At 42.1% G+C, this 18,648-nt stretch carries 20 protein-coding genes and 1 riboswitch; of the genes, 13 read left to right on the top strand and 7 right to left on the bottom strand.

Features of this window, described 5'->3' with window-relative positions:
• Positions 1–8 precede the first annotated feature (8 nt).
• The 4 genes from tenA to thiE are packed head-to-tail and all read left to right on the top strand — an operon-like array spanning position 9 to position 2,657.
• The gene (gene tenA / locus A6J84_RS04980) at positions 9–701 is read left to right on the top strand and encodes a thiaminase II (protein WP_000347963.1); all 693 of its coding nucleotides are present in this window, start codon (positions 9–11) and stop codon (positions 699–701) included.
• 3 nt (positions 702–704) lie between these two features.
• Positions 705–1,229 (top strand): energy coupling factor transporter S component ThiW, encoded by a 525-nt coding sequence (gene thiW, locus A6J84_RS04975; protein ID WP_095726168.1) that lies wholly within the window; start codon positions 705–707, stop codon positions 1,227–1,229.
• A complete protein-coding gene (locus A6J84_RS04970; RefSeq protein ID WP_095726484.1) occupies positions 1,229–2,032 on the top strand; it encodes a hydroxyethylthiazole kinase in 804 nt (267 codons plus the stop codon). Before thiW ends, A6J84_RS04970 begins: the two co-directional genes overlap by 1 nt.
• Positions 2,025–2,657, top strand: coding sequence for a thiamine phosphate synthase (gene thiE, locus A6J84_RS04965; protein ID WP_095726167.1), 633 nt, complete (start codon positions 2,025–2,027; stop codon positions 2,655–2,657). Before A6J84_RS04970 ends, thiE begins: the two co-directional genes overlap by 8 nt.
• 47 nt (positions 2,658–2,704) lie before the next feature.
• Here the strand turns inward: thiE and thiD are convergent, their stop codons facing one another.
• Entirely contained in the window at positions 2,705–3,496 is a 792-nt protein-coding gene (gene thiD / locus A6J84_RS04960) for a bifunctional hydroxymethylpyrimidine kinase/phosphomethylpyrimidine kinase (protein ID WP_095726166.1), read from the bottom strand.
• Between the two features lie 83 nt (positions 3,497–3,579).
• Positions 3,580–3,678: riboswitch (TPP riboswitch) on the bottom strand.
• 183 nt (positions 3,679–3,861) lie between these two features.
• Here thiD and A6J84_RS04955 point away from each other — a divergent pair.
• The 5 genes from A6J84_RS04955 to A6J84_RS04935 all read left to right on the top strand — a co-directional run bounded on the left by A6J84_RS04955 (position 3,862) and on the right by A6J84_RS04935 (position 9,317).
• Positions 3,862–4,257, top strand: a complete 396-nt coding sequence (locus A6J84_RS04955; protein WP_095726165.1) for a CopY/TcrY family copper transport repressor — start codon at positions 3,862–3,864, stop codon at positions 4,255–4,257.
• Positions 4,258–4,267: 10 nt separating this feature from the next.
• Positions 4,268–4,639 carry a cupredoxin domain-containing protein gene (locus A6J84_RS04950; protein ID WP_000935056.1) on the top strand — a complete coding sequence of 124 codons (372 nt, stop codon included), beginning with the start codon at positions 4,268–4,270 and terminating at the stop codon, positions 4,637–4,639.
• A gap of 9 nt (positions 4,640–4,648) precedes the next feature.
• On the top strand, positions 4,649–6,871 hold the full coding sequence (locus A6J84_RS04945; protein WP_070696919.1) for a heavy metal translocating P-type ATPase: 2,223 nt from the start codon (positions 4,649–4,651) through the stop codon (positions 6,869–6,871).
• A gap of 213 nt (positions 6,872–7,084) precedes the next feature.
• Positions 7,085–8,860 carry a pyruvate oxidase gene (gene spxB / locus A6J84_RS04940; protein WP_000191808.1) on the top strand — a complete coding sequence of 592 codons (1,776 nt, stop codon included), beginning with the start codon at positions 7,085–7,087 and terminating at the stop codon, positions 8,858–8,860.
• Between the two features lie 109 nt (positions 8,861–8,969).
• Positions 8,970–9,317, top strand: a complete 348-nt coding sequence (locus tag A6J84_RS04935; protein WP_095726164.1) for a VOC family protein — start codon at positions 8,970–8,972, stop codon at positions 9,315–9,317.
• Between the two features lie 165 nt (positions 9,318–9,482).
• On the opposite strand, the gene A6J84_RS04930 is transcribed toward A6J84_RS04935, so the two are convergent.
• A complete protein-coding gene (locus A6J84_RS04930) occupies positions 9,483–9,827 on the bottom strand; it encodes a lipopolysaccharide assembly protein LapA domain-containing protein (protein WP_000913393.1) in 345 nt (114 codons plus the stop codon).
• 324 nt (positions 9,828–10,151) lie between these two features.
• Between A6J84_RS04930 and A6J84_RS04925 the strand changes: the two genes are divergently transcribed.
• The 3 genes from A6J84_RS04925 to manA all read left to right on the top strand — a co-directional run bounded on the left by A6J84_RS04925 (position 10,152) and on the right by manA (position 13,046).
• The gene (locus A6J84_RS04925; protein WP_001291473.1) at positions 10,152–10,412 is read left to right on the top strand and encodes a SemiSWEET family transporter; all 261 of its coding nucleotides are present in this window, start codon (positions 10,152–10,154) and stop codon (positions 10,410–10,412) included.
• 130 nt (positions 10,413–10,542) lie between these two features.
• Positions 10,543–11,982, top strand: coding sequence for a 6-phospho-beta-glucosidase (locus A6J84_RS04920; protein WP_095726163.1), 1,440 nt, complete (start codon positions 10,543–10,545; stop codon positions 11,980–11,982).
• A gap of 119 nt (positions 11,983–12,101) precedes the next feature.
• Positions 12,102–13,046, top strand: a complete 945-nt coding sequence (gene manA / locus A6J84_RS04915) for a mannose-6-phosphate isomerase, class I (protein WP_084857131.1) — start codon at positions 12,102–12,104, stop codon at positions 13,044–13,046.
• A 41-nt stretch (positions 13,047–13,087) separates the two neighbouring features.
• Here the strand turns inward: manA and A6J84_RS04910 are convergent, their stop codons facing one another.
• Complete coding sequence (locus tag A6J84_RS04910; RefSeq protein WP_084857755.1) at positions 13,088–14,428, bottom strand: sodium-dependent transporter; 1,341 nt, start codon at positions 14,426–14,428, stop codon at positions 13,088–13,090.
• Positions 14,429–14,786: 358 nt separating this feature from the next.
• On the opposite strand from A6J84_RS04910, the gene A6J84_RS04895 reads away from it, so the two are divergent.
• Positions 14,787–15,527: a MerR family transcriptional regulator gene (locus A6J84_RS04895; RefSeq protein ID WP_095726162.1), complete on the top strand. Its 741-nt coding sequence runs from the start codon at positions 14,787–14,789 to the stop codon at positions 15,525–15,527.
• Between the two features lie 28 nt (positions 15,528–15,555).
• Here A6J84_RS04895 and A6J84_RS04890 read toward each other — a convergent pair whose 3' ends face one another.
• The 4 genes from A6J84_RS04890 to A6J84_RS04875 are packed head-to-tail and all read right to left on the bottom strand — an operon-like array spanning position 15,556 to position 18,641.
• Entirely contained in the window at positions 15,556–16,011 is a 456-nt protein-coding gene (locus A6J84_RS04890; RefSeq protein ID WP_095726161.1) for an 8-oxo-dGTP diphosphatase, read from the bottom strand.
• Positions 16,012–16,021: 10 nt separating this feature from the next.
• Positions 16,022–16,543: a DUF1697 domain-containing protein gene (locus A6J84_RS04885; protein WP_042767777.1), complete on the bottom strand. Its 522-nt coding sequence runs from the start codon at positions 16,541–16,543 to the stop codon at positions 16,022–16,024.
• A gap of 13 nt (positions 16,544–16,556) precedes the next feature.
• Positions 16,557–17,738 carry an NAD(P)/FAD-dependent oxidoreductase gene (locus A6J84_RS04880; RefSeq protein WP_095726160.1) on the bottom strand — a complete coding sequence of 394 codons (1,182 nt, stop codon included), beginning with the start codon at positions 17,736–17,738 and terminating at the stop codon, positions 16,557–16,559.
• 57 nt (positions 17,739–17,795) lie between these two features.
• Positions 17,796–18,641 (bottom strand): DegV family protein, encoded by an 846-nt coding sequence (locus A6J84_RS04875; protein ID WP_070656979.1) that lies wholly within the window; start codon positions 18,639–18,641, stop codon positions 17,796–17,798.
• Positions 18,642–18,648 lie beyond the last annotated feature (7 nt).

The following is an 18,648-nucleotide window of genomic DNA, read 5'->3' as shown; positions in this document are numbered from 1 at the left end:
GAGTTATTATGGATTTTACAGATATTGCGATGGAATTATCCAGGGAAGCTTGGCAGGCTTCCTTTCATCACCCATTTGTATTACAGTTACAAGAGGGGAATTTAGAACCTTCCATCTTTCGCTATTACCTGATTCAGGATGCCTACTATCTGAAGGCCTTCTCAGAAGCCTATCACCTCTTGGCTGATAAGACTTCAAACGAGGAGATGAAAAGACTCTTGAAACAAAATGCCCAGAGTCTAGTGGAGGGTGAGTTGTTTATCCGACAACAATTTTTCAAGGAATTAGGAATCAGCGACCAGGAAATGGACGAGCAACCGATTGCTCCAACCTGTTATCATTACATTTCGCATATTTATCGACAGTTTGCAGAACCAAACTTGGGCATTGCTTTTGCTAGTTTGCTCCCTTGTCCTTGGTTATACCATGATTTGGGCAAGGCACTTAATCGCAAACCATCCCCGAATCCTCTTTATCAACAGTGGATTGAAACCTATATCACCGATGAGTTAGAACAGCAGATTAAAGAGGAAGAAGAGCTGGTCAATCAACTCTATCAAGAAAGCGACGAGACAGACAAACAAAAAATGCTAGAGGCCTTCCACCGAAGTGTCCACATGGAAGCCAAGTTTTGGGAGATGGCTTACCAACATCAAACATGGACGAGTGATTTGCAGTCCTTAGAAAAAGAGAAGAAATAGAAAATGAGAAAGCACCAACTACAAGTTCACAAATTAACCATTTTATCCATGATGATTGCTCTTGACGTAGTTCTTACACCCATCTTTCGAATTGAAGGAATGGCACCGATGTCCAGTGTAGTCAATATCCTTGCAGGGATCTTGATGGGACCTGTTTATGCCTTGGTCATGGCTACAGTCACAGCCTTTATCCGTATGTCTACTCAAGGCATTCCCCCTTTGGCCCTCACAGGAGCTACTTTTGGAGCCCTCCTTGCAGGTCTCTTTTATAAGTATGGTCGGAAATTTCGCTATTCTGCTCTAGGAGAAATCTTGGGAACAGGTATAATCGGTTCCATTGTTTCCTATCCTGTTATGGTTCTCTTTACGGGATCTGCTGCCAAGCTTAGCTGGTTTATCTACACTCCTCGATTTTTTGGAGCAACCTTGATCGGTACAGCGATTTCCTTTATTGCCTTTCGATTTTTAATCAAGCAGGAATTCTTTAAAAAAGTGCAGGGATATTTCTTTGGAGAAAGGATAGAATGATGCAGGAATTGACAAATCCTTTCCCTCTGGCAACCAGTTCCTTGATTCACTGCATCACCAATGAGATTTCCTGTGAGATGCTGGCTAATGGCATTTTGGCTCTGGGATCTAAACCTGTCATGGCAGATGATCCCCGTGAGGTCCTTGATTTTACCAAACAAAGCCAAGCTCTCTTTATCAATCTGGGACATTTGTCTGCTGAGAAGGAGAAAGCAATCCGTATGGCAGCTACTTATGCAAACCAAGCTTGTCTCCCAATGGTAGTAGATGCGGTTGGTGTATCAGCGTCACCCGTTCGTAAGACCTTAGTCAGAGATCTTTTAGGATACAAGCCCACGGTCCTTAAAGGAAATATGTCGGAAATCCGAAGTCTTGTTGGCTTAAAACACCATGGAGTCGGGGTCGATGCTAGTGCTAAAGATCAAGAAACTGAAGATTTGCTTCAAGTCTTGAAAGACTGGTGTCAGCTTTATCCTGGTATGTCGTTCCTAGTCACGGGTCCCAAGGACCTCATCGTTTCGAAAAATCAAGTTGCTGTATTGAGGAATGGCTGTGCAGAATTAGACTGGATAACAGGGACGGGAGACTTAGTTGGAGCCTTGACAGCCGTTTTTCTCAGCCAAGGAAAGACTGCATTTGAAGCTTCTTGCCTAGCAGTTTCTTATCTCAATATCTCTGCTGAGAGAATACTTGTTCAAGGAATGGGATTGGAAGAGTTTCGCTTTCAAACTCTCAATCAGCTCTCTCTCCTAAAAAGAGATGAAAACTGGCTAGATGCTATTAAAGGAGACCTTTATGAATAGAGAAGCACTCAGACTATATCTGGTAACTAATCGCTACCAAGATTCCTTGGAAAGCTTTCTTGAAAAAGTTGAGACGGCCTGCCGTTCAGGTGTTACCATCATCCAACTACGAGAAAAAAACCTCACTACCAATCAATACTATCAACTGGCAAAACAAGTCAAGGAAATAACAGATGCCTATCAGGTACCCTTGATTATCGATGATCGTTTGGATGTTTGTCTTGCAGTAGATGCTGCAGGTCTGCATATTGGCGACGATGAGCTACCAGTTTCCGTTGCCCGCCAAGTCTTGGGTCCTGACAAAATCCTCGGTGTCACAGCTAAAACAGTAAAAAGAGCCCTTGAGGCGGAAACATCGGGTGCGGATTACTTGGGAACAGGGGCCATTTTCCCGACTAGGACCAAGGAGAATGCTCCCATCACCCTGATTTCAACCTTGAAAACCATTTGCCAAACGGTAGCCATTCCAGTAGTTGCTATCGGAGGCTTGACGTCAGAGAATATTGACCAACTTGCTGCAACTGGCATAGCTGGAGTAGCCGTTGTTCGTGATTTGATGCAGGCAGAAGATATTGAGGCAAAAACGCAAGCTTTTTTAACAAAGTTGGATGACATGATTTCCTAATCAAAAACTCTCTAATTCCCTTAAAGTGGGAACTAGAGAGTTTTTTCTTAATCTTTAAAGCTTGTATGGTTGACTGGGCCAGAACCATGACCGAGTTGAGGGGCGTCTTGGATGGCTTTTGTGATAAAGGCCTTGGCCTTATCGACTGCCTGATAAAGGGTATTCCCCTTGGCTAGTTCAGCCGTAATCACTGCAGCAAAAGTACATCCAGTACCATGGGTGTGACAGGTTTGAATTCGTGGACTTTCCCAGACAAATTGTTCCTCCTTGGTAAAGAGGAAATCCTTGGCACCACCTTCAAGATGACCACCTTTGATAACTACAGACTGAGGACCAAATTCTTTTAAAATCAGGCGACCAGCACGCTGCATGTCTTCTGGATCATGGATTGAAAAACCAACAATCTCTTCTGCTTCAGGAAGATTGGGAGTGATAATGGTTGCAAGGGGAAGTAGGTTTGTTTTTAGGAAGCTTCTCGCACTGGTATCAATCAGGGTGTCCCCACTCGTAGCGACCATAACAGGGTCCAGCACATAGGGACAGTCCAGCTTTTTAAGGTAGGGTTGGATGATCTCCATGATCTCAGTAGTTGCCAACATACCAGTTTTCACAGCCTGAGGTTTGATATCCGAAAAGACACTCTCCAATTGAGCTTCCAGCATTTGGTTGGAGACGTGCTCGATTAATTGAACACCTCTGGTATTTTGAGCGACAAGGCTGGTGACAACGGCCATTCCATAGACATCTCTCGCTTGGAATGACTTTAAATCAGCCATAATGCCAGCACCGCCACTAGGGTCAGTTCCTGCAATGGTTAGAGCAACGGGTAAATAAGTCATCTAAAACCTCCCAACCAACTGAAGTTTGTATTCTCAAGAACAAGCTAGTCTGTTTTGGAAGGAAATAGAAGACTAGCTAGTCCTCATTATCATTTCCACTTCCATCAGCTAGCATTACCTAGATTGAGTCAAAGGGATCTAACAGTCGTTAATCTCAGCTTTACGCACCCCTAGTGGTTGTTTTCTTTTTTCTACAGTATAGCATATTTTTATAGTTTATATAGTGAAATTTGACTGCAAATCTCTCGTTACAGGATTAGAATTCTATTTTTCGAAAAAATAATAAAAATTATAGTTGACAAATGTAGATTTTGAGAGTATACTAATAACTGTAATCGACAAATGTAGATTTAGGAGGTGTGATTATGCAGATTTCAGATGCAGAATGGCAGGTCATGAAGATTATTTGGATGCAAGGAGAGCAGACCAGTACGGATTTGATCAGGGTTCTGGCGGAGCGGTTCGACTGGTCCAAGTCGACCATTCAAACTCTTTTGGCTCGTTTGGTTGAGAAAGAGTGTCTGACAAGGAAAAAAGAAGGCAAGTTCTTTGTCTATTCATCCCTTTTAACTCTGGACCAGAGTCGAGACTTGCTTGTCCAAGATATCAAAGACAAGGTTTGTTCTCGTAGGATTAAGAACTTGTTGGCTGATTTGATTGTGGAATGTGATTTCACTTTGGCTGACTTGGAAGACTTAGAAGCTGTGATTTCTAAGAAGAAATCAAGCGCTGTAACAGAAGTAAGATGTAATTGTATGTAAAGGAGACGTCATGTTAAATAGTATTGTAACCATTATTTGTATTGCCCTTATCGCGTTTATCTTGTTTTGGTTTTTCAAAAAGCCTGAAAAATCTGGACAAAAGGCCCAGCAAAAAAAGGGTTACCAAGAGATCCGAGTGGAAGTCATGGGGGGCTATACGCCTGAGTTGATTATTCTTAAAAAATCAGTGCCAGCCCGCATTGTCTTTGACCGCAAGGACCCTTCACCCTGTCTAGATCAGATCGTCTTTCCAGATTTTGGTGTGCATGCGGACTTGCCTATGGGTGAAGAGTATGTAGTGGAAATCACACCTGAGCAGACTGGAGAGTTTGGCTTTGCATGTGGTATGAACATGATGCACGGCAAGATGATTGTAGAGTAGGAGGAGACTATGACAGAAATTGTGAAAGCAAGCCTAGAAAATGGCATTCAAAAAATCCGTATCACGGCAGACAAAGGCTACCATCCAGCCCACATTCAACTGCAAAAAGGGATTCCTGCTGAGATTACTTTTCACCGTGTGACACCTTCAAACTGTTATAAAGAAGTTCTCTTCGAAGAAGAAGGGATTCTAGAACCAATCGCTCAAGATGAGGAAAAAATTATTCGCTTTACGCCTCAAGACTTGGGTGAGCACGAGTTTTCTTGTGGCATGAAGATGCAAAAGGGGAGTTATACCGTAGTTGAGAAGACTCGAAAATCTCTATCACTTTTACAACGTTTTTGGATTACTACTATCTTTACTGTGCCTCTTGTGATTCTCATGATTGGTATGTCTACAGGAGGAATTAGTCACCAAGTCATGCGTTGGGGCACCTTTTTAGCCACAACCCCCATTATGCTGGTAGCTGGAGTTCCATATATCAGAAGCGCCTGGGCTAGTTTTAAAAAGCACAATTCCAACATGGATACCTTGGTTGCTCTGGGAACCCTAGTGGCCTATTTCTATAGCTTAGTTGCCCTCTTCACTGGTCTGCCCGTTTACTTTGAAAGTGCTGCATTTATCCTCTTCTTCATTCTTTTGGGAGCAGTTTTTGAGGAAAAAATGCGAAAAAATACTTCGCAGGCAGTCGAAAAATTATTAGACCTACAAGCAAAAACAGCAGAGGTTTTGCGTGATGATGTTTATGTTCAAATACCTCTAGAACAAGTCAAAGTTGGGGATCTCATTCGCGTTCGACCAGGTGAAAAAATTGCCGTTGATGGGACTGTAATAGAAGGAGAAACTAGTATTGATGAATCAATGGTAACTGGGGAAAGTATTCCAGTCGATAAATCAGTTGGAGATGCTGTCATTGGTTCAACCATCAATAATAGTGGTACGATCATTTTTAGAGCTGAAAAAGTAGGTTCTGAAACCATGTTGGCTCAGATTGTAGACTTTGTGAAGAAAGCTCAAACCAGTCGTGCTCCTATTCAAGATTTGACAGACAAGATTTCTGGAATTTTCGTACCAGCAGTTGTCATTTTAGGACTCCTTACTTTTTGGATCTGGTTTGTTTTTCTTGGTGAAAGTTTTGTAACGTCGCTTCTCTATGGTGTTGCAGTCTTGATTATTGCCTGCCCTTGTGCTCTTGGACTTGCGACACCAACAGCACTCATGGTTGGAACAGGACGAAGTGCCAAGATGGGGATTCTTCTCAAAAATGGTACAGTTCTACAGGAAATCCAAAAAGTTCAAACGGTTGTTTTTGATAAGACAGGAACCTTGACCGAAGGGAAGCCAGTAGTGACAGATGTTATCGGAGATGAAGGAGAAGTGCTAAGTTTGGCTGCTTCACTGGAAGATGTATCTCAACACCCGCTAGCTCAAGCTATTGTTAATCGTGCATCTGAACTAGGAATTAGCCTTCACCCAGTGGAAAACTTCCAAGCCTTGCATGGAAAAGGTGTGACTGGGATTATTAATGGTAAGCAAGTCTTGCTGGGGAATGCTAAGCTCTTAGCTGACCTTGCTATTCCACATGATTATCAAGAACGATTTGATTTGCTTGAGAAAGAAGCAAAAACAGTTGTCTTCCTATCCGTGGATGGTCAGTTAAAAGGCTTAATTGCCTTGCAGGATGTCCCTAAGGAAAATGCCAAAGAAGCTATTGCTAAATTGAAAAAACGTGGTCTTAGAACGGTCATGCTTACTGGAGATAATGCTGGAGTAGCCCATGCGATTGCAGAACAAATTGGTATCGAAGAAGTAATCGCAAATGTCTTGCCAGAGGAAAAGGCACATGAAATTCACAAGCTTCAAAAGAATGGGAAATTGGCCTTTGTTGGAGATGGTATCAATGATGCGCCGGCCCTCAGTGTAGCGGATGTCGGAATTGCCATGGGCTCTGGGACAGATATTGCCATTGAATCAGCAGATCTTGTCCTTACAACCAACAATTTACTAGGATTGGCACGTGCTTTTGATATGAGTAAGAAGACCTTTAATCGTATTCTACTCAATCTTTTCTGGGCTTCTATCTATAACCTCATTGGTATTCCGATTGCAGCAGGAGTCTTTTCAGGTATTGGTTTGGTGCTCAACCCAGAACTGGCTGGTCTAGCCATGGCTTTTAGTTCTGTATCTGTTTTGATTAGTTCACTCATGCTAAACGTTACTAAGATAGACTAAGAAGCGGGCTTGCTCGCTTTTTATTATAAAACAGATTCTAAAAACGTTTTCAAACTGTACTGTAATAGAGAATAAAAACTTCTGAGCACATTCTTAGGAGACCCAAAACAAATGTGGTAAAGTAGTAGAGTAAAAATTTGCTGAAACGTTTCCAATTAGTATATGAAAACGGATTTATCAAGTTTTAAAAATATTTGAAGGAGAGTTATCATTATGACTCAAGGGAAAATTACTGCATCTGCAGCAATGCTCAACGTATTGAAAACATGGGGCGTAGACACAATCTACGGTATCCCATCAGGAACACTCAGCTCATTGATGGACGCTTTGGCTGAAGACAAAGATATCCGCTTCTTGCAAGTTCGCCACGAAGAAACAGGTGCTCTTGCTGCGGTTATGCAAGCTAAATTCGGCGGCTCAATCGGAGTTGCAGTTGGTTCAGGTGGTCCGGGTGCGACTCACTTGATTAACGGTGTTTACGATGCAGCTATGGATAACACTCCATTCCTTGCTATCCTTGGATCACGTCCTGTTAATGAATTGAACATGGATGCCTTCCAAGAATTGAACCAAAACCCAATGTACAACGGTATCGCTGTCTACAACAAACGTGTCGCTTACGCTGAGCAATTGCCAAAAGTAATCGACGAAGCTTGTCGTGCTGCAGTTTCTAAAAAAGGTCCAGCTGTTGTTGAAATCCCAGTAAACTTCGGTTTCCAAGAAATCGACGAAAACTCATACTATGGATCAGGTTCTTACGAGCGTTCATTCATCGCTCCTGCCTTGAACGAAGTTGAAATCGACAAAGCTGTTGAAATCTTAAACAATGCTGAACGTCCAGTTATCTATGCTGGTTACGGTGGTGTCAAAGCTGGTGAAGTGATTACTGAATTGTCACGTAAAATCAAAGCACCAATCATCACAACTGGTAAAAACTTTGAAGCTTTTGAATGGAACTATGAAGGTTTGACAGGCTCTGCTTACCGTGTTGGTTGGAAACCAGCCAACGAAGTGGTCTTTGAAGCAGACACCGTTCTTTTCCTTGGTTCAAACTTCCCATTTGCTGAAGTTTACGAAGCCTTCAAGAACACTGAGAAATTCATTCAAGTCGATATCGACCCTTACAAACTTGGTAAACGTCATGCCCTTGATGCTTCTATCCTTGGTGATGCAGGTCAAGCAGCTAAAGCTATCCTTGACAAAGTGAACCCAGTTGAATCTACTCCATGGTGGCGTGCAAACGTTAAGAACAACCAAAACTGGCGTGATTACATGAACAAACTCGAAGGTAAAACTGAGGGTGAATTGCAATTGTACCAAGTTTACAATGCAATCAACAAACATGCTGATCAAGACGCTATCTACTCAATCGACGTAGGTGACACTACTCAAACATCTACTCGTCACCTTCACATGACACCTAAGAACATGTGGCGTACATCTCCACTCTTTGCGACAATGGGTATTGCCCTTCCTGGTGGTATCGCTGCTAAGAAAGACAATCCAGATCGCCAAGTATGGAACATCATGGGTGACGGTGCATTCAACATGTGCTACCCAGACGTGATCACAAACGTTCAATACGACCTTCCAGTTATCAACGTTGTCTTCTCAAATGGTAAATATGCCTTCATCAAGGACAAATACGAAGACACAAACAAACACTTGTTTGGTTGTGACTTCCCTAATGCTGACTATGCGAAAATCGCTGAAGCGCAAGGTGCTGTAGGATTTACAGTTGACCGTATCGAAGATATCGATGCAGTTGTTGCAGAAGCTGTTAAATTGAACAAAGAAGGTAAAACTGTTGTTATCGATGCTCGCATCTCTCAACATCGTCCACTTCCAGTAGAAGTACTTGAATTGGATCCAAAACTTCACTCAGAAGAAGCAATCAAAGCCTTCAAGGAAAAATACGAAGCAGAAGAACTCGTACCATTCCGCCTCTTCTTGGAAGAAGAAGGATTGCAATCACGCGCAATCAAATAATTTCTCTCATCGAAAATCAAATGAAAACTTTGTAGATTTTATTCTTTGATTTTCAAGAGTCGAACTTGAAAAGATCGGAGTAATCCGGTCTTTTTCTGGAGGATAGTAAATGAATTTAAATCAATTAGATATCATCGTTTCAAATGTTCCTCAAGTCTGTGCCGACTTGGAGCGTATTTTGGATAAAAAGTCCGATTATGTTGATGACAGTTTTGCTCAGTTCACGATTGGCAGTCATTGTCTCATGTTGTCAGAAAATCATTTGATTTCTTTGGAAAACTTTCAGTCAGGAATCATTCTTCATATCGAGGTTGAGGATGTAGACCAGAATTACCAACGGTTGAAAGAACTTGGTATCCAGGTTTTAAACGGACCAACTGTAACCGATTGGGGAACAGAGTCCTTATTAGTTAAAGGGCCTGCTGGTCTAGTGATTGATTTTTATCGTATGAAGTAGGTAATTCTATTATCAAATTTTTTATCTAAACATTCTTGGAGTGAAACTTAAAAAGATCGGAGCAATTCGATCTTTTTTGTATTTATGCGACTTTCAGTCCGTCTCGCTCCGTTAGGTGCGAGACAAAAAACCACCCGTTTTCACGGGTGGTTATGATTTCTACACTTATTGTTTGGCTTCCTGTTTTAATTGTTGCACCTGTTCCTCGTACTGGACAAGCTCCCTGTCTTTTATATTGATAGTCGCTTCTGCTTCAGCAATGCGGCTTCTCAGATCTTGAGTCTTGTTATGGTGATAGCTAATACCAATAGCACTACCAGCAATGATCCCGATTACTAGACAAGTAAAAATCACCAAAATCAAGGGAGCAGATAGTTGTGTAAAGACAAGACTGACAGTTACTGTTTGACGATTGAGTAGACCAAATGAGATCACAATGACTAATAAGCTCAAACCGCCAATTAGATAAGCCTTATCTTTCAGTGACAATTCATTAAATTTTTTTAGCATAAGTTCCTTTTCTCCTGACTATGTTGATAGAAAACTACACACCATTTAGGTATTAACAAAATTCATTTTACTAGAAAATTTCGATACTGTCAATAATTTCTAACGGCTTATTTACCATCAATCAATCGATTCATTGAAAAGGAGTATTCATTTTCTAATATTTGATTGAGTAAACAGAACGGAGCAATCCGGTCTTTTTCTGTTTCCTTTTTCTTATCACAAGATTGTGATAGTTTACATCTTCATAACAAAAGCTACAAAGTCTTGATTGTTTTGAAAAAAGATTATAAAATATGATTCATAAAAATGAAAGAGGTTTTGAAAATGTCTGAAAAACAAATGAAAATTTTGGGTTGGGTAGCGACCTTCATGTCCGTTATGATGTATGTCTCTTACTTCCCACAAATCATGAACAACCTGGCTGGTCAAAAAGGCAACTTCATCCAACCCTTGGTCGCAGCCATCAACTGTAGTCTATGGGTTTACTACGGTCTTTTCAAGAAAGAAAGAGATATTCCCCTTGCGGCTGCTAATGCGCCAGGTATCGTTTTTGGACTAGTAACGGCTATCACAGCTTTGATTTAAAAAGAAGACTGGTTTCAGTCTTTTTTCGTATATATAAAAGTAAGTTTAGTGCTATCATTATCCAGAGAGTTCAAAACTTTTTGCCTTCTTTTTAGTATAATAGAAGTAATAAATCAATCGAGGTAAAGTGATGACAGAAATACTACAATTTCCAGAAGTATTTCTCTGGGGTGGTGCAACGGCAGCTAATCAATGTGAAGGTGCTTATAATCAGGACGGTCGTGGTCTTGCTAATGTGGATGTGGTACCGACCGGTCCAGACCGTGAGGCCATTATCACAGGTCAAAAAAAGATGTTTTCGTTTGAGGAGGGCTATTTTTACCCAGCAAAAGAAGCTATTGATATGTACCATCATTACAAGGAAGATATTGCGCTTTTTGCAGAAATGGGATTTAAAACCTATCGACTTTCCATTGCTTGGACTCGGATTTTTCCTCAAGGTGACGAAGCAGAGCCAAATGAAGCTGGTCTAGCTTTTTATGAGGATTTATTTAAGGAATGTCACAAGTATGGAATTGAACCACTGGTGACCATCACGCATTTCGATTGCCCCATGCACTTAATTAGGGAGTACGGTGGTTGGCGCAATCGTCGTATGTTGGACTTTTACGCAAATCTCTGTCGCACCCTCTTTACTCGTTACAAGGGCTTGGTCAAGTACTGGCTCACCTTCAACGAAATCAATATGATTCTGCATGCCCCCTTTTTAGGAGCTGGGATCTGTTTTGAAGAGGGGGAAAATCAAGAGCAAGTCAAATACCAAGCAGCCCACCATGAGCTGGTAGCCTCGGCTATGGCGACTAAAATTGCTCACGAAATTGACCCAGAAAACAAGGTGGGATGTATGTTGGCAGCAGGGCAATATTATCCTAACACCGCCCATCCGAGAGACTACTGGGCAGCCATGGAGGAAGACCGTAAGAGTTACTTCTTCATTGATGTTCAAGCGCGTGGGGAATACCCAAACTATGCCAAGAAGCAGTGGGAGCGTGAGGGGATAGAAATTGAAATGACGACAGATGATTTGGACTTGTTGAAGAATCACACTGTTGACTTTGTTTCCTTCTCTTATTATGCGAGTCGAGTGGCCTCAGGCGATCCAGAAGTGAGGAATCTGACAGCTGGAAATGTCTTTGCCTCTATCAAAAATCCCTATCTGGAATCCTCAGAATGGGGTTGGCAGATTGACCCACTGGGGCTTCGTATCACCCTCAATGCCATCTGGGACCGTTATCAAAAACCTATGTTCATTGTAGAAAATGGACTCGGCGCTATGGATACGCCGGATGAAAATGGCTATGTAGCGGATGACTATCGGATTGCTTATCTAGAAGCCCACATCAAGGCTATGCGAGATGCTATTTACCAAGATGGCGTTGAATTGCTTGGCTATACGACTTGGGGTTGTATAGATCTGGTTTCAGCTGGAACAGGCGAAATGAACAAGCGATATGGCTTTATCTATGTGGATCGTGATAATGCAGGTCAAGGAAGTCTCAAACGGAGCAAGAAGAAATCCTTCTACTGGTACAAGAATGTCATTGCCAGCAATGGTGCAAGTATTAAGTAGAGCATATTTGTTCACTATTTTTATAAAATCTTCTCTCTACTTTATAATGTGTGAAAAAGAGTTCAATTAGACCTGGCTTTTTGCTATAATGAGGTGAGAAAAATAGACAGGAGAATAAGATGTCAGAACCATTATTTTTACAATCAGTTATGCAAGAAAAAATCTGGGGTGGAACCAAGCTACGTGATGAGTTTGGCTACGACATCCCGAGTGAAAAAATAGGAGAATACTGGGCTATTTCAGCCCACCCAAATGGTGTTTCTAAAGTTGCCAATGGTCGTTTTGAGGGAACAGACCTAGCTACTTTGTATGCGGAACACCGTGAATTGTTTGGCAATCGTCCAGAACCTGTATTTCCACTCTTGACCAAGATACTCGATGCCAACGATTGGCTCAGTGTCCAAGTTCACCCAGACGATGCCTATGGACTAGAGCATGAAGGCGAGCTCGGGAAAACAGAGTGCTGGTACATCATCGCTGCGGATGAAGGTTCAGAGATTATCTATGGTCACAATGCCAAATCAAAAGAAGAACTTCGCCAGCAAATTGAGGACAAGAACTGGGATGCCTTGCTGACCAAAGTGCCTGTTAAGGCTGGAGACTTCTTCTATGTACCAAGTGGCACCATGCACGCTATTGGAGCAGGTATCTTGATTCTGGAAACCCAGCAGTCTAGCGATACCACCTACCGTGTTTATGACTTTGACCGTAAGGATGACAAGGGCAACTTGCGTGAACTTCACCTTGAAAAATCCATCGATGTCTTGAACATTGGTGAACCTGCTAATAGCCGTCCCGTAACTATCAAAGCAGATGATTTACGTTCCACTCTCCTTGTATCCAATGATTTCTTTGCGGTTTACAAATGGGAAATTACTGGAAAAGTTAACTTTGAAAAGACAGCTGACTACAGCTTGTTGAGTGTCTTGGCTGGTCAAGGTCAACTGACTGTTGACGGGGAAAATTATCCAATCCAAAAAGGTAGCCACTTTATCCTACCAAGTGATGTTGAAACTTGGACCCTAGAAGGGCAAGGTTTGGAATTGATTGTAAGCCATCCATAAAAAAAGAAAGGGCCTGAGTTTACTACTCAAGTCCTTTTTGATTACATAAATTGGGCGATAAAAACCACAATGATGATAATAGGAATGATGAAACGAAGGAGGAAGAGCCAGACTTGGAAAAGTCCCTGTTTCCATGCTCTTTCATCAAGATGCAGTTCCTCCATGGCAAGGGCCTTTTTAAAGATATAGCCAGTAAAAAGTGACAGACAGAGAGCTCCAAATGGCATGAGGAGATTGGAAACCAAGAAGTCCATAGCATCAAAGAAGGTTTTACCCAAAATGTGAACATCTGCCATGACCCCATAGGATAGGGCTGAAGGAATGCCAAAGACGAAGGTCAAGATTCCTAAAGTCGCACTCCATTTAGCACGCTTGCTGTTGTCCTGGTTGGTGATATTGCCCACATTGATTTCTAGCATGACGACAGAGGAAGTAACCGTCGCAAAGAGGAAGAGCAAGAGGAAGAGGATGTAGAAAATGGTTCCAAAGGGCATCTTGTCAAAGAGTTGAGGCAAGACGATAAAGAGCAGGCTTGGTCCCCCTTCAGACTGAATATTGAAGGCTGACATGGCTGGGAAAATGGCTAGACCTGCCATGATGGATACCGAGATGTTCATGGCTACGATGGAAATCCCCGATTGGACCAGCTTGGTTTTCTTGTCCAAGTAGGACGCATAGGTCAGCATGGCTGTCACCCCTAGTGAGAGGGCAAAGAAAGATTGACCCAGAGCATAGAGGAGACCAGCGCTAGTTAGTTTTGAAAAGTCTGGTTTGAGGAAGTAGAGAACCCCTTCCATGGCGTTTGGCAAGCTGAGCGAGCGCCCGATGATCACGACAAAGATGATAAAGAGCATAGGCATCATGACTTTCGAGGCTCTTTCAATTCCTTTTTGAACCCCACGTGATACAATAAAGATATTCAACAAGATAAAGGCTGCTTGAGCTCCTAGGGCAATGGCTGGATTTGAAATGATTGAAGTAAATAACTGAGCATAATCACCCGTACCGCCAAGCTGGAACAATTTCCCAAACTCAATTCCTAGATAGACTAGAATCCAACCTCCGATGACACTGTAAAAGGAGAGGAGGATAAAGAGGGCAAAGGCACCAATCCAACCGATAAAGTTGTACTTGTTATTCTTGCCTAGTTTTCCAAAGGTTTTGATAGCGGAAACGCCAGCACTACGGCCAAGGGCAAATTCAGCCAGCAGGAGCGGGAAACCGATTAAAATGGTGGAAATGAGAAAGACCAGTAAAAAGCCTCCCCCGCCATTAGCGGCAGTCATGTAGGGAAATTTCCAAACGGCTCCAAGTCCGATGGCTGAACCAGCAGATGCTAGGATAAAGCCTAGTTTCGAGCCCCATTGCGATTTTTCTGACATAGTTGAAACTCCAATCTTGTTTTTTAAAATAAGAAAAGGCTACTTGAGTTGTCAAATAGCCCTCTCTCAATGGCTCTCTATGAACCTTCTGTTTGATTGATAGACTTGACTATCCTATCATGTTTTCAAAGGTCTGTCAAGAAAACCATTTTCAAGTTTTCACACCTTTCTCAAAAAGTTAAAAATTTTTCGCAAAAACGCTTGACTCTGACCTAGGGGGAGGGGTTATACTATCAATGTAATACTCTTCGAAAATCAAATTCAAACCACGTCAGCGTCGCCTTACCGTACTCAAGTACAGCTTGCGGCTAGCTTCCTAGTTTGCTCTTTGATTTTCATTGAGTATAAGGAGGAAATCATGTACCATATAAAAGAAGCTGCGCAGCTTTCAGGAGTCTCTGTCAAGACCCTGCACCACTACGATAAGATAGGACTCTTGGTCCCCTTAAAGTCGGAAAACGGCTATCGAACCTACAGTCAAGAGGATTTGGAACGCCTTCAGGTCATTCTGTACTACAAATATCTAGGCTTTTCTTTAGAAAAAATAGCAGAGCTGTTAAAGGAAGAAAGGACAGATTTATTGCCCCATTTGACCAGACAGTTGGACTATTTGACTCGAGAAAGGCAACACTTGGATACCTTGATTTCCACCTTGCAAAAAACTATTCAAGAACAAAAAGGAGAAAGAAAAATGACGATTGAGGAAAAATTCACTGGATTTAGCTATCAAGACAATCAAAAATACCACCAAGAAGCGGTAGAGAAGTATGGACAGGAAGTCATGAGCCAAGCGCTTGAACGCCAAAGTGGTAGAGAAGATGAGGCTACAGCCGCCTTTAACCAAGTCTTTCAAACTTTGGCACAAAATCTTCAAGCTGGTTTACCTGCAACAGCAGCTGAAAACCAAGAGCAAGCAGCCAAGCTCTTGCAAGCCATTCGAACTTATGGATTTGACTGCTCCGTTGAAGTCTTCGGACATATCGGTAAAGGATACGTCTACAACCCAGAGTTTAAGGAAAACATTGACAAATTTGGACCTGGTACAGCTCAATACACAGCAGATGCCATTGCGGCTTACGTTCGGACAAATGCAGAATAAATAGGCTAGGAATTTCCTAGCCTATTTTTTACTTCAAGTCATAAAGCCAGTCGTCACCGTCTTTGTAGTAAAAGAATTCACTGAGATCATCTTCCAAAAAAACACGAAGCATATCAGACATATCATCGGTTGCCAGTTTTAGTTGAGAGAGATTTTCAAACTCTTCCCACCATACCTTTCCTTCGTCTGAAGATTGTAGCTCACCAGTAAAGTGTTCGGTCTTGTAAAATAGGACGACATAACGATAATCCTCGTCGTCATACCAGTCTTTAATACCACAGAGTTGGGGTTTGGAAATGGTCAGACCAGTTTCTTCTTTCACTTCACGAATGACAGCATCGACAAAGGATTCGCCACGTTCAACATGACCACCAGGAAAAGTAATGCCAGGCCAGTCGGGATTAACTCGATTTTGAACCAGAATCTTGTTTCCGTTTTTAATCATGCACATGTTGACAAATTCAACTGTTTCGCATCTGTTCATATTGTTTTTCCTATTTTGTTAGTAACTTTTCCACGACGTTTAACTTTCGCATGGTCAGAACCACGCCAAACAATTTTTCAAGATAGTTGGTATTGAGCTTTTTTTGTTTTGCAGTTCTAGGAAGATAGAGGTAGAGACAGTAATCGCCTACACAGATTTCTTCCTCGCCGTAGTCAGTTTTCAATTTTTCTAGTGGCAGACTTTGGATAAGTCCTTGATAAAGAATTACATGCACACGATCATGAAGATAGTCTTCTTTAAATGGATTCTCATGAACAATCTTTTCAAAATCGTTCTTATTCTTGATAACCATTTTTAAGTCGGCCCCAATTTTTTCCTTTATCAAAGTATGAACGCGTTCTCGTATTTCTTCTAAATCTGAGTCACTCTCAAGAATGATATTCCCACTTTGAATATAGGTTCGAACGTGTTGAAAACCAGCTTCTGTCAAAATATCTACCAAATAAGACATTTTCGGGATAGCATTTTTTCCATTAGGAGTAACACCTCTTAGTAAAATAATATGTTCCAAAGGGCTTCCTTTCTTATTTGGTATTTATTGGATTGGAGCCTGCCACCCATCCGGTACAGAGGGCAGAAGTAATGTTAAAGCCACCCGTGTGGGCATTGATGTCTAGGACCTCACCAGCAAAGTGGAGCCCAGGTACCAGCTTGCTTTCCAGAGTTTTAGGGTTGATTTCCTTGAGACTGACGCCCCCCTTGGTGACAAAGGACTTGGCAAGAGACATTTTTCCAGTCACAGGGATTTTGAGAGCCTTGATAGATTGGACAAGCTGGTCACGTTCTTTTTCAGTTAGCTGTTTGACTTTTTCAGGAAATCCTTGTACAAAAAACTCAGCCAAGCGTTCCGGAAGCAAAGTTTTCAAAGCATTCTTCAAGGATTTTTCCCGATTTTCTTCTAGAAAAACTACCAAGTCGCTCTCAGGAAGTTGAGGCAAAACATCTAGCGAGAGAACCTCCCCACCCTTGACAAAACTAGATATGCGCAGGGCAGCAGGGCCCGACAAACCAAAGTGGGTAAAGAGCAAATCATGAGTGATGATATGCTTGCCATAGCTTAGGGTCACGTCATCTAGGGAAATTCCCTGCAAGGCCTTATGCGGAAAATCTGTTAACAAAGGACTTTCAGCGGCTTCAAGATCGGTAATGGTGTGCTTAAAATGGCGGGCAATCTCGTGACCAAAACCAGTCGAACCAGTCGAAGGATAAGACTTACCACCTGTTGTGACAATGAGTTTATCACAAGTGAAGGTTTGGTCTGCGGACTTAAGAACAAACTGGTCGTCTATCTTTTTAACCGAAACAATTTCGGTTTGAGCGAGAACTTGTCCCCCTAGCTCAGCGATTTTCTTTTCCAGAGCCTCGATAATAGTCCGCGATTTGTCGTTAGCAGGAAAGACACGACCGTGGTCCTCAACCTTTAGTTTAACACCGTTTTCCGTGAAAAAGTTGATGATATCATGGTTATCAAACTGGGAGAAGACACTGTATAGAAAGCGGCCATTTCCAGGGATGCCAGCAAGTAGGTCGTCCAAACTTCCATTGTTGGTTACATTGCAACGTCCCCCGCCTGTTCCAGCTAATTTTTTTCCGAGTTTCCGATTTTTTTCGATGAGAAGAGTTTTCTGACCATAAAAGCTACTGGAAATGGTAGCCATCATGCCCGCAGGCCCTCCACCGATGACAATAGTATCAAAATGTTTCATAGATCTATTGTACCACAAAAAACAAGAGATGCTTGGCCTCTCTTGTTGCTTATAATCTTAGTTGATTTCATATCCCATCAACAAACCGCCATCTTCTGCATAGAAACTGCAGAGACCAGACGTAGGGATGATTTTGATATCCGCTTGTGGGAAGGTTTCCAGCAAGCGTTCTGACAATTGCTGACAGAATTTTTCATTGCTGCGATGAGCCATGACGATACGGCCACCAGCATAGCCAGCCTTGATGAGTTCTTCATAGGCTGCTTGAAGGGATTTTTTTGGTCCACGCGCTTTTTGTAGCAGTTCTAAGGTTCCAGTTTCACTTGCTTCCCCAACCATACGGATGTTGAGGAGGCCAACGACTGTACCGATCAGCTTGCTCAAACGGCCATTTTTTACCAAGTTATCGACCTTAGCAAGGACAAAAAGCAACTTCGTTTTTTCTTGGTAGGCTGTAATAGCTTCAACAATTTCTTCATAAGAAAGTCCTTGATCAATCAAGCTATTGATTTTCTCGACAATCAAGTCAACCTCACCACCTGCAGACAATGTATCGATCACATGAATCTGAGTGTCAGGATGTTCTTCCAGATAGATATTCTTAGCGAGCTGTGCACTATTATGGCTACCTGAAAGAGTACCAGTGATAGTAACGACAAAGATATGCTTAGCACCTTCAAATGCACGCAAGTAATCATCAGGGCTAGGACAAGCTGATTTTGAAGCCTCAGAAGTCGCATACATGGTTTCCATCATGTGGTCAATGTTAAGATTGGCATCATCGATAAAGACCTGATCAGCTACTTGAATTGTTAAAGGAACACTAACAAATTCCGTATCAATAGCAGGAGTTGCCAGTTGACGATAATCACAACCAGAGTCAGCTACAATCTTCCAAGTCATAGAAATT

It is taken from the genome of Streptococcus sp. FDAARGOS_256 (assembly GCF_002289235.2).
Classification (GTDB): Bacteria; Bacillota; Bacilli; order Lactobacillales; family Streptococcaceae; genus Streptococcus.
Note: the sequence above shows the minus strand (reverse complement) of the source record. Positions and strands in the feature narration are given on the sequence as shown.

Bases quoted from the DNA above. Each gene is read 5' to 3' on its own strand.
- A6J84_RS04955 (WP_095726165.1), top strand. From the start codon at position 3,862: ATGCAGATTTCAGATGCAGAATGGCAGGTCATGAAGATTATTTGGATG.
- A6J84_RS04910 (WP_084857755.1), bottom strand. From the start codon at position 14,428: ATGTCAGAAAAATCGCAATGGGGCTCGAAACTAGGCTTTATCCTAGCA.
- thiE (WP_095726167.1), top strand. From the start codon at position 2,025: ATGAATAGAGAAGCACTCAGACTATATCTGGTAACTAATCGCTACCAA.
- A6J84_RS04930 (WP_000913393.1), bottom strand. From the start codon at position 9,827: ATGCTAAAAAAATTTAATGAATTGTCACTGAAAGATAAGGCTTATCTA.
- tenA (WP_000347963.1), top strand. From the start codon at position 9: ATGGATTTTACAGATATTGCGATGGAATTATCCAGGGAAGCTTGGCAG.
- manA (WP_084857131.1), top strand. From the start codon at position 12,102: ATGTCAGAACCATTATTTTTACAATCAGTTATGCAAGAAAAAATCTGG.
- thiW (WP_095726168.1), top strand. From the start codon at position 705: ATGAGAAAGCACCAACTACAAGTTCACAAATTAACCATTTTATCCATG.
- thiD (WP_095726166.1), bottom strand. From the start codon at position 3,496: ATGACTTATTTACCCGTTGCTCTAACCATTGCAGGAACTGACCCTAGT.
- spxB (WP_000191808.1), top strand. From the start codon at position 7,085: ATGACTCAAGGGAAAATTACTGCATCTGCAGCAATGCTCAACGTATTG.
- A6J84_RS04920 (WP_095726163.1), top strand. From the start codon at position 10,543: ATGACAGAAATACTACAATTTCCAGAAGTATTTCTCTGGGGTGGTGCA.
- A6J84_RS04925 (WP_001291473.1), top strand. From the start codon at position 10,152: ATGTCTGAAAAACAAATGAAAATTTTGGGTTGGGTAGCGACCTTCATG.
- A6J84_RS04935 (WP_095726164.1), top strand. From the start codon at position 8,970: ATGAATTTAAATCAATTAGATATCATCGTTTCAAATGTTCCTCAAGTC.
- A6J84_RS04880 (WP_095726160.1), bottom strand. From the start codon at position 17,738: ATGAAACATTTTGATACTATTGTCATCGGTGGAGGGCCTGCGGGCATG.
- A6J84_RS04890 (WP_095726161.1), bottom strand. From the start codon at position 16,011: ATGAACAGATGCGAAACAGTTGAATTTGTCAACATGTGCATGATTAAA.
- A6J84_RS04895 (WP_095726162.1), top strand. From the start codon at position 14,787: ATGTACCATATAAAAGAAGCTGCGCAGCTTTCAGGAGTCTCTGTCAAG.
- A6J84_RS04945 (WP_070696919.1), top strand. From the start codon at position 4,649: ATGACAGAAATTGTGAAAGCAAGCCTAGAAAATGGCATTCAAAAAATC.
- A6J84_RS04875 (WP_070656979.1), bottom strand. From the start codon at position 18,641: ATGACTTGGAAGATTGTAGCTGACTCTGGTTGTGATTATCGTCAACTG.
- A6J84_RS04950 (WP_000935056.1), top strand. From the start codon at position 4,268: ATGTTAAATAGTATTGTAACCATTATTTGTATTGCCCTTATCGCGTTT.
- A6J84_RS04970 (WP_095726484.1), top strand. From the start codon at position 1,229: ATGCAGGAATTGACAAATCCTTTCCCTCTGGCAACCAGTTCCTTGATT.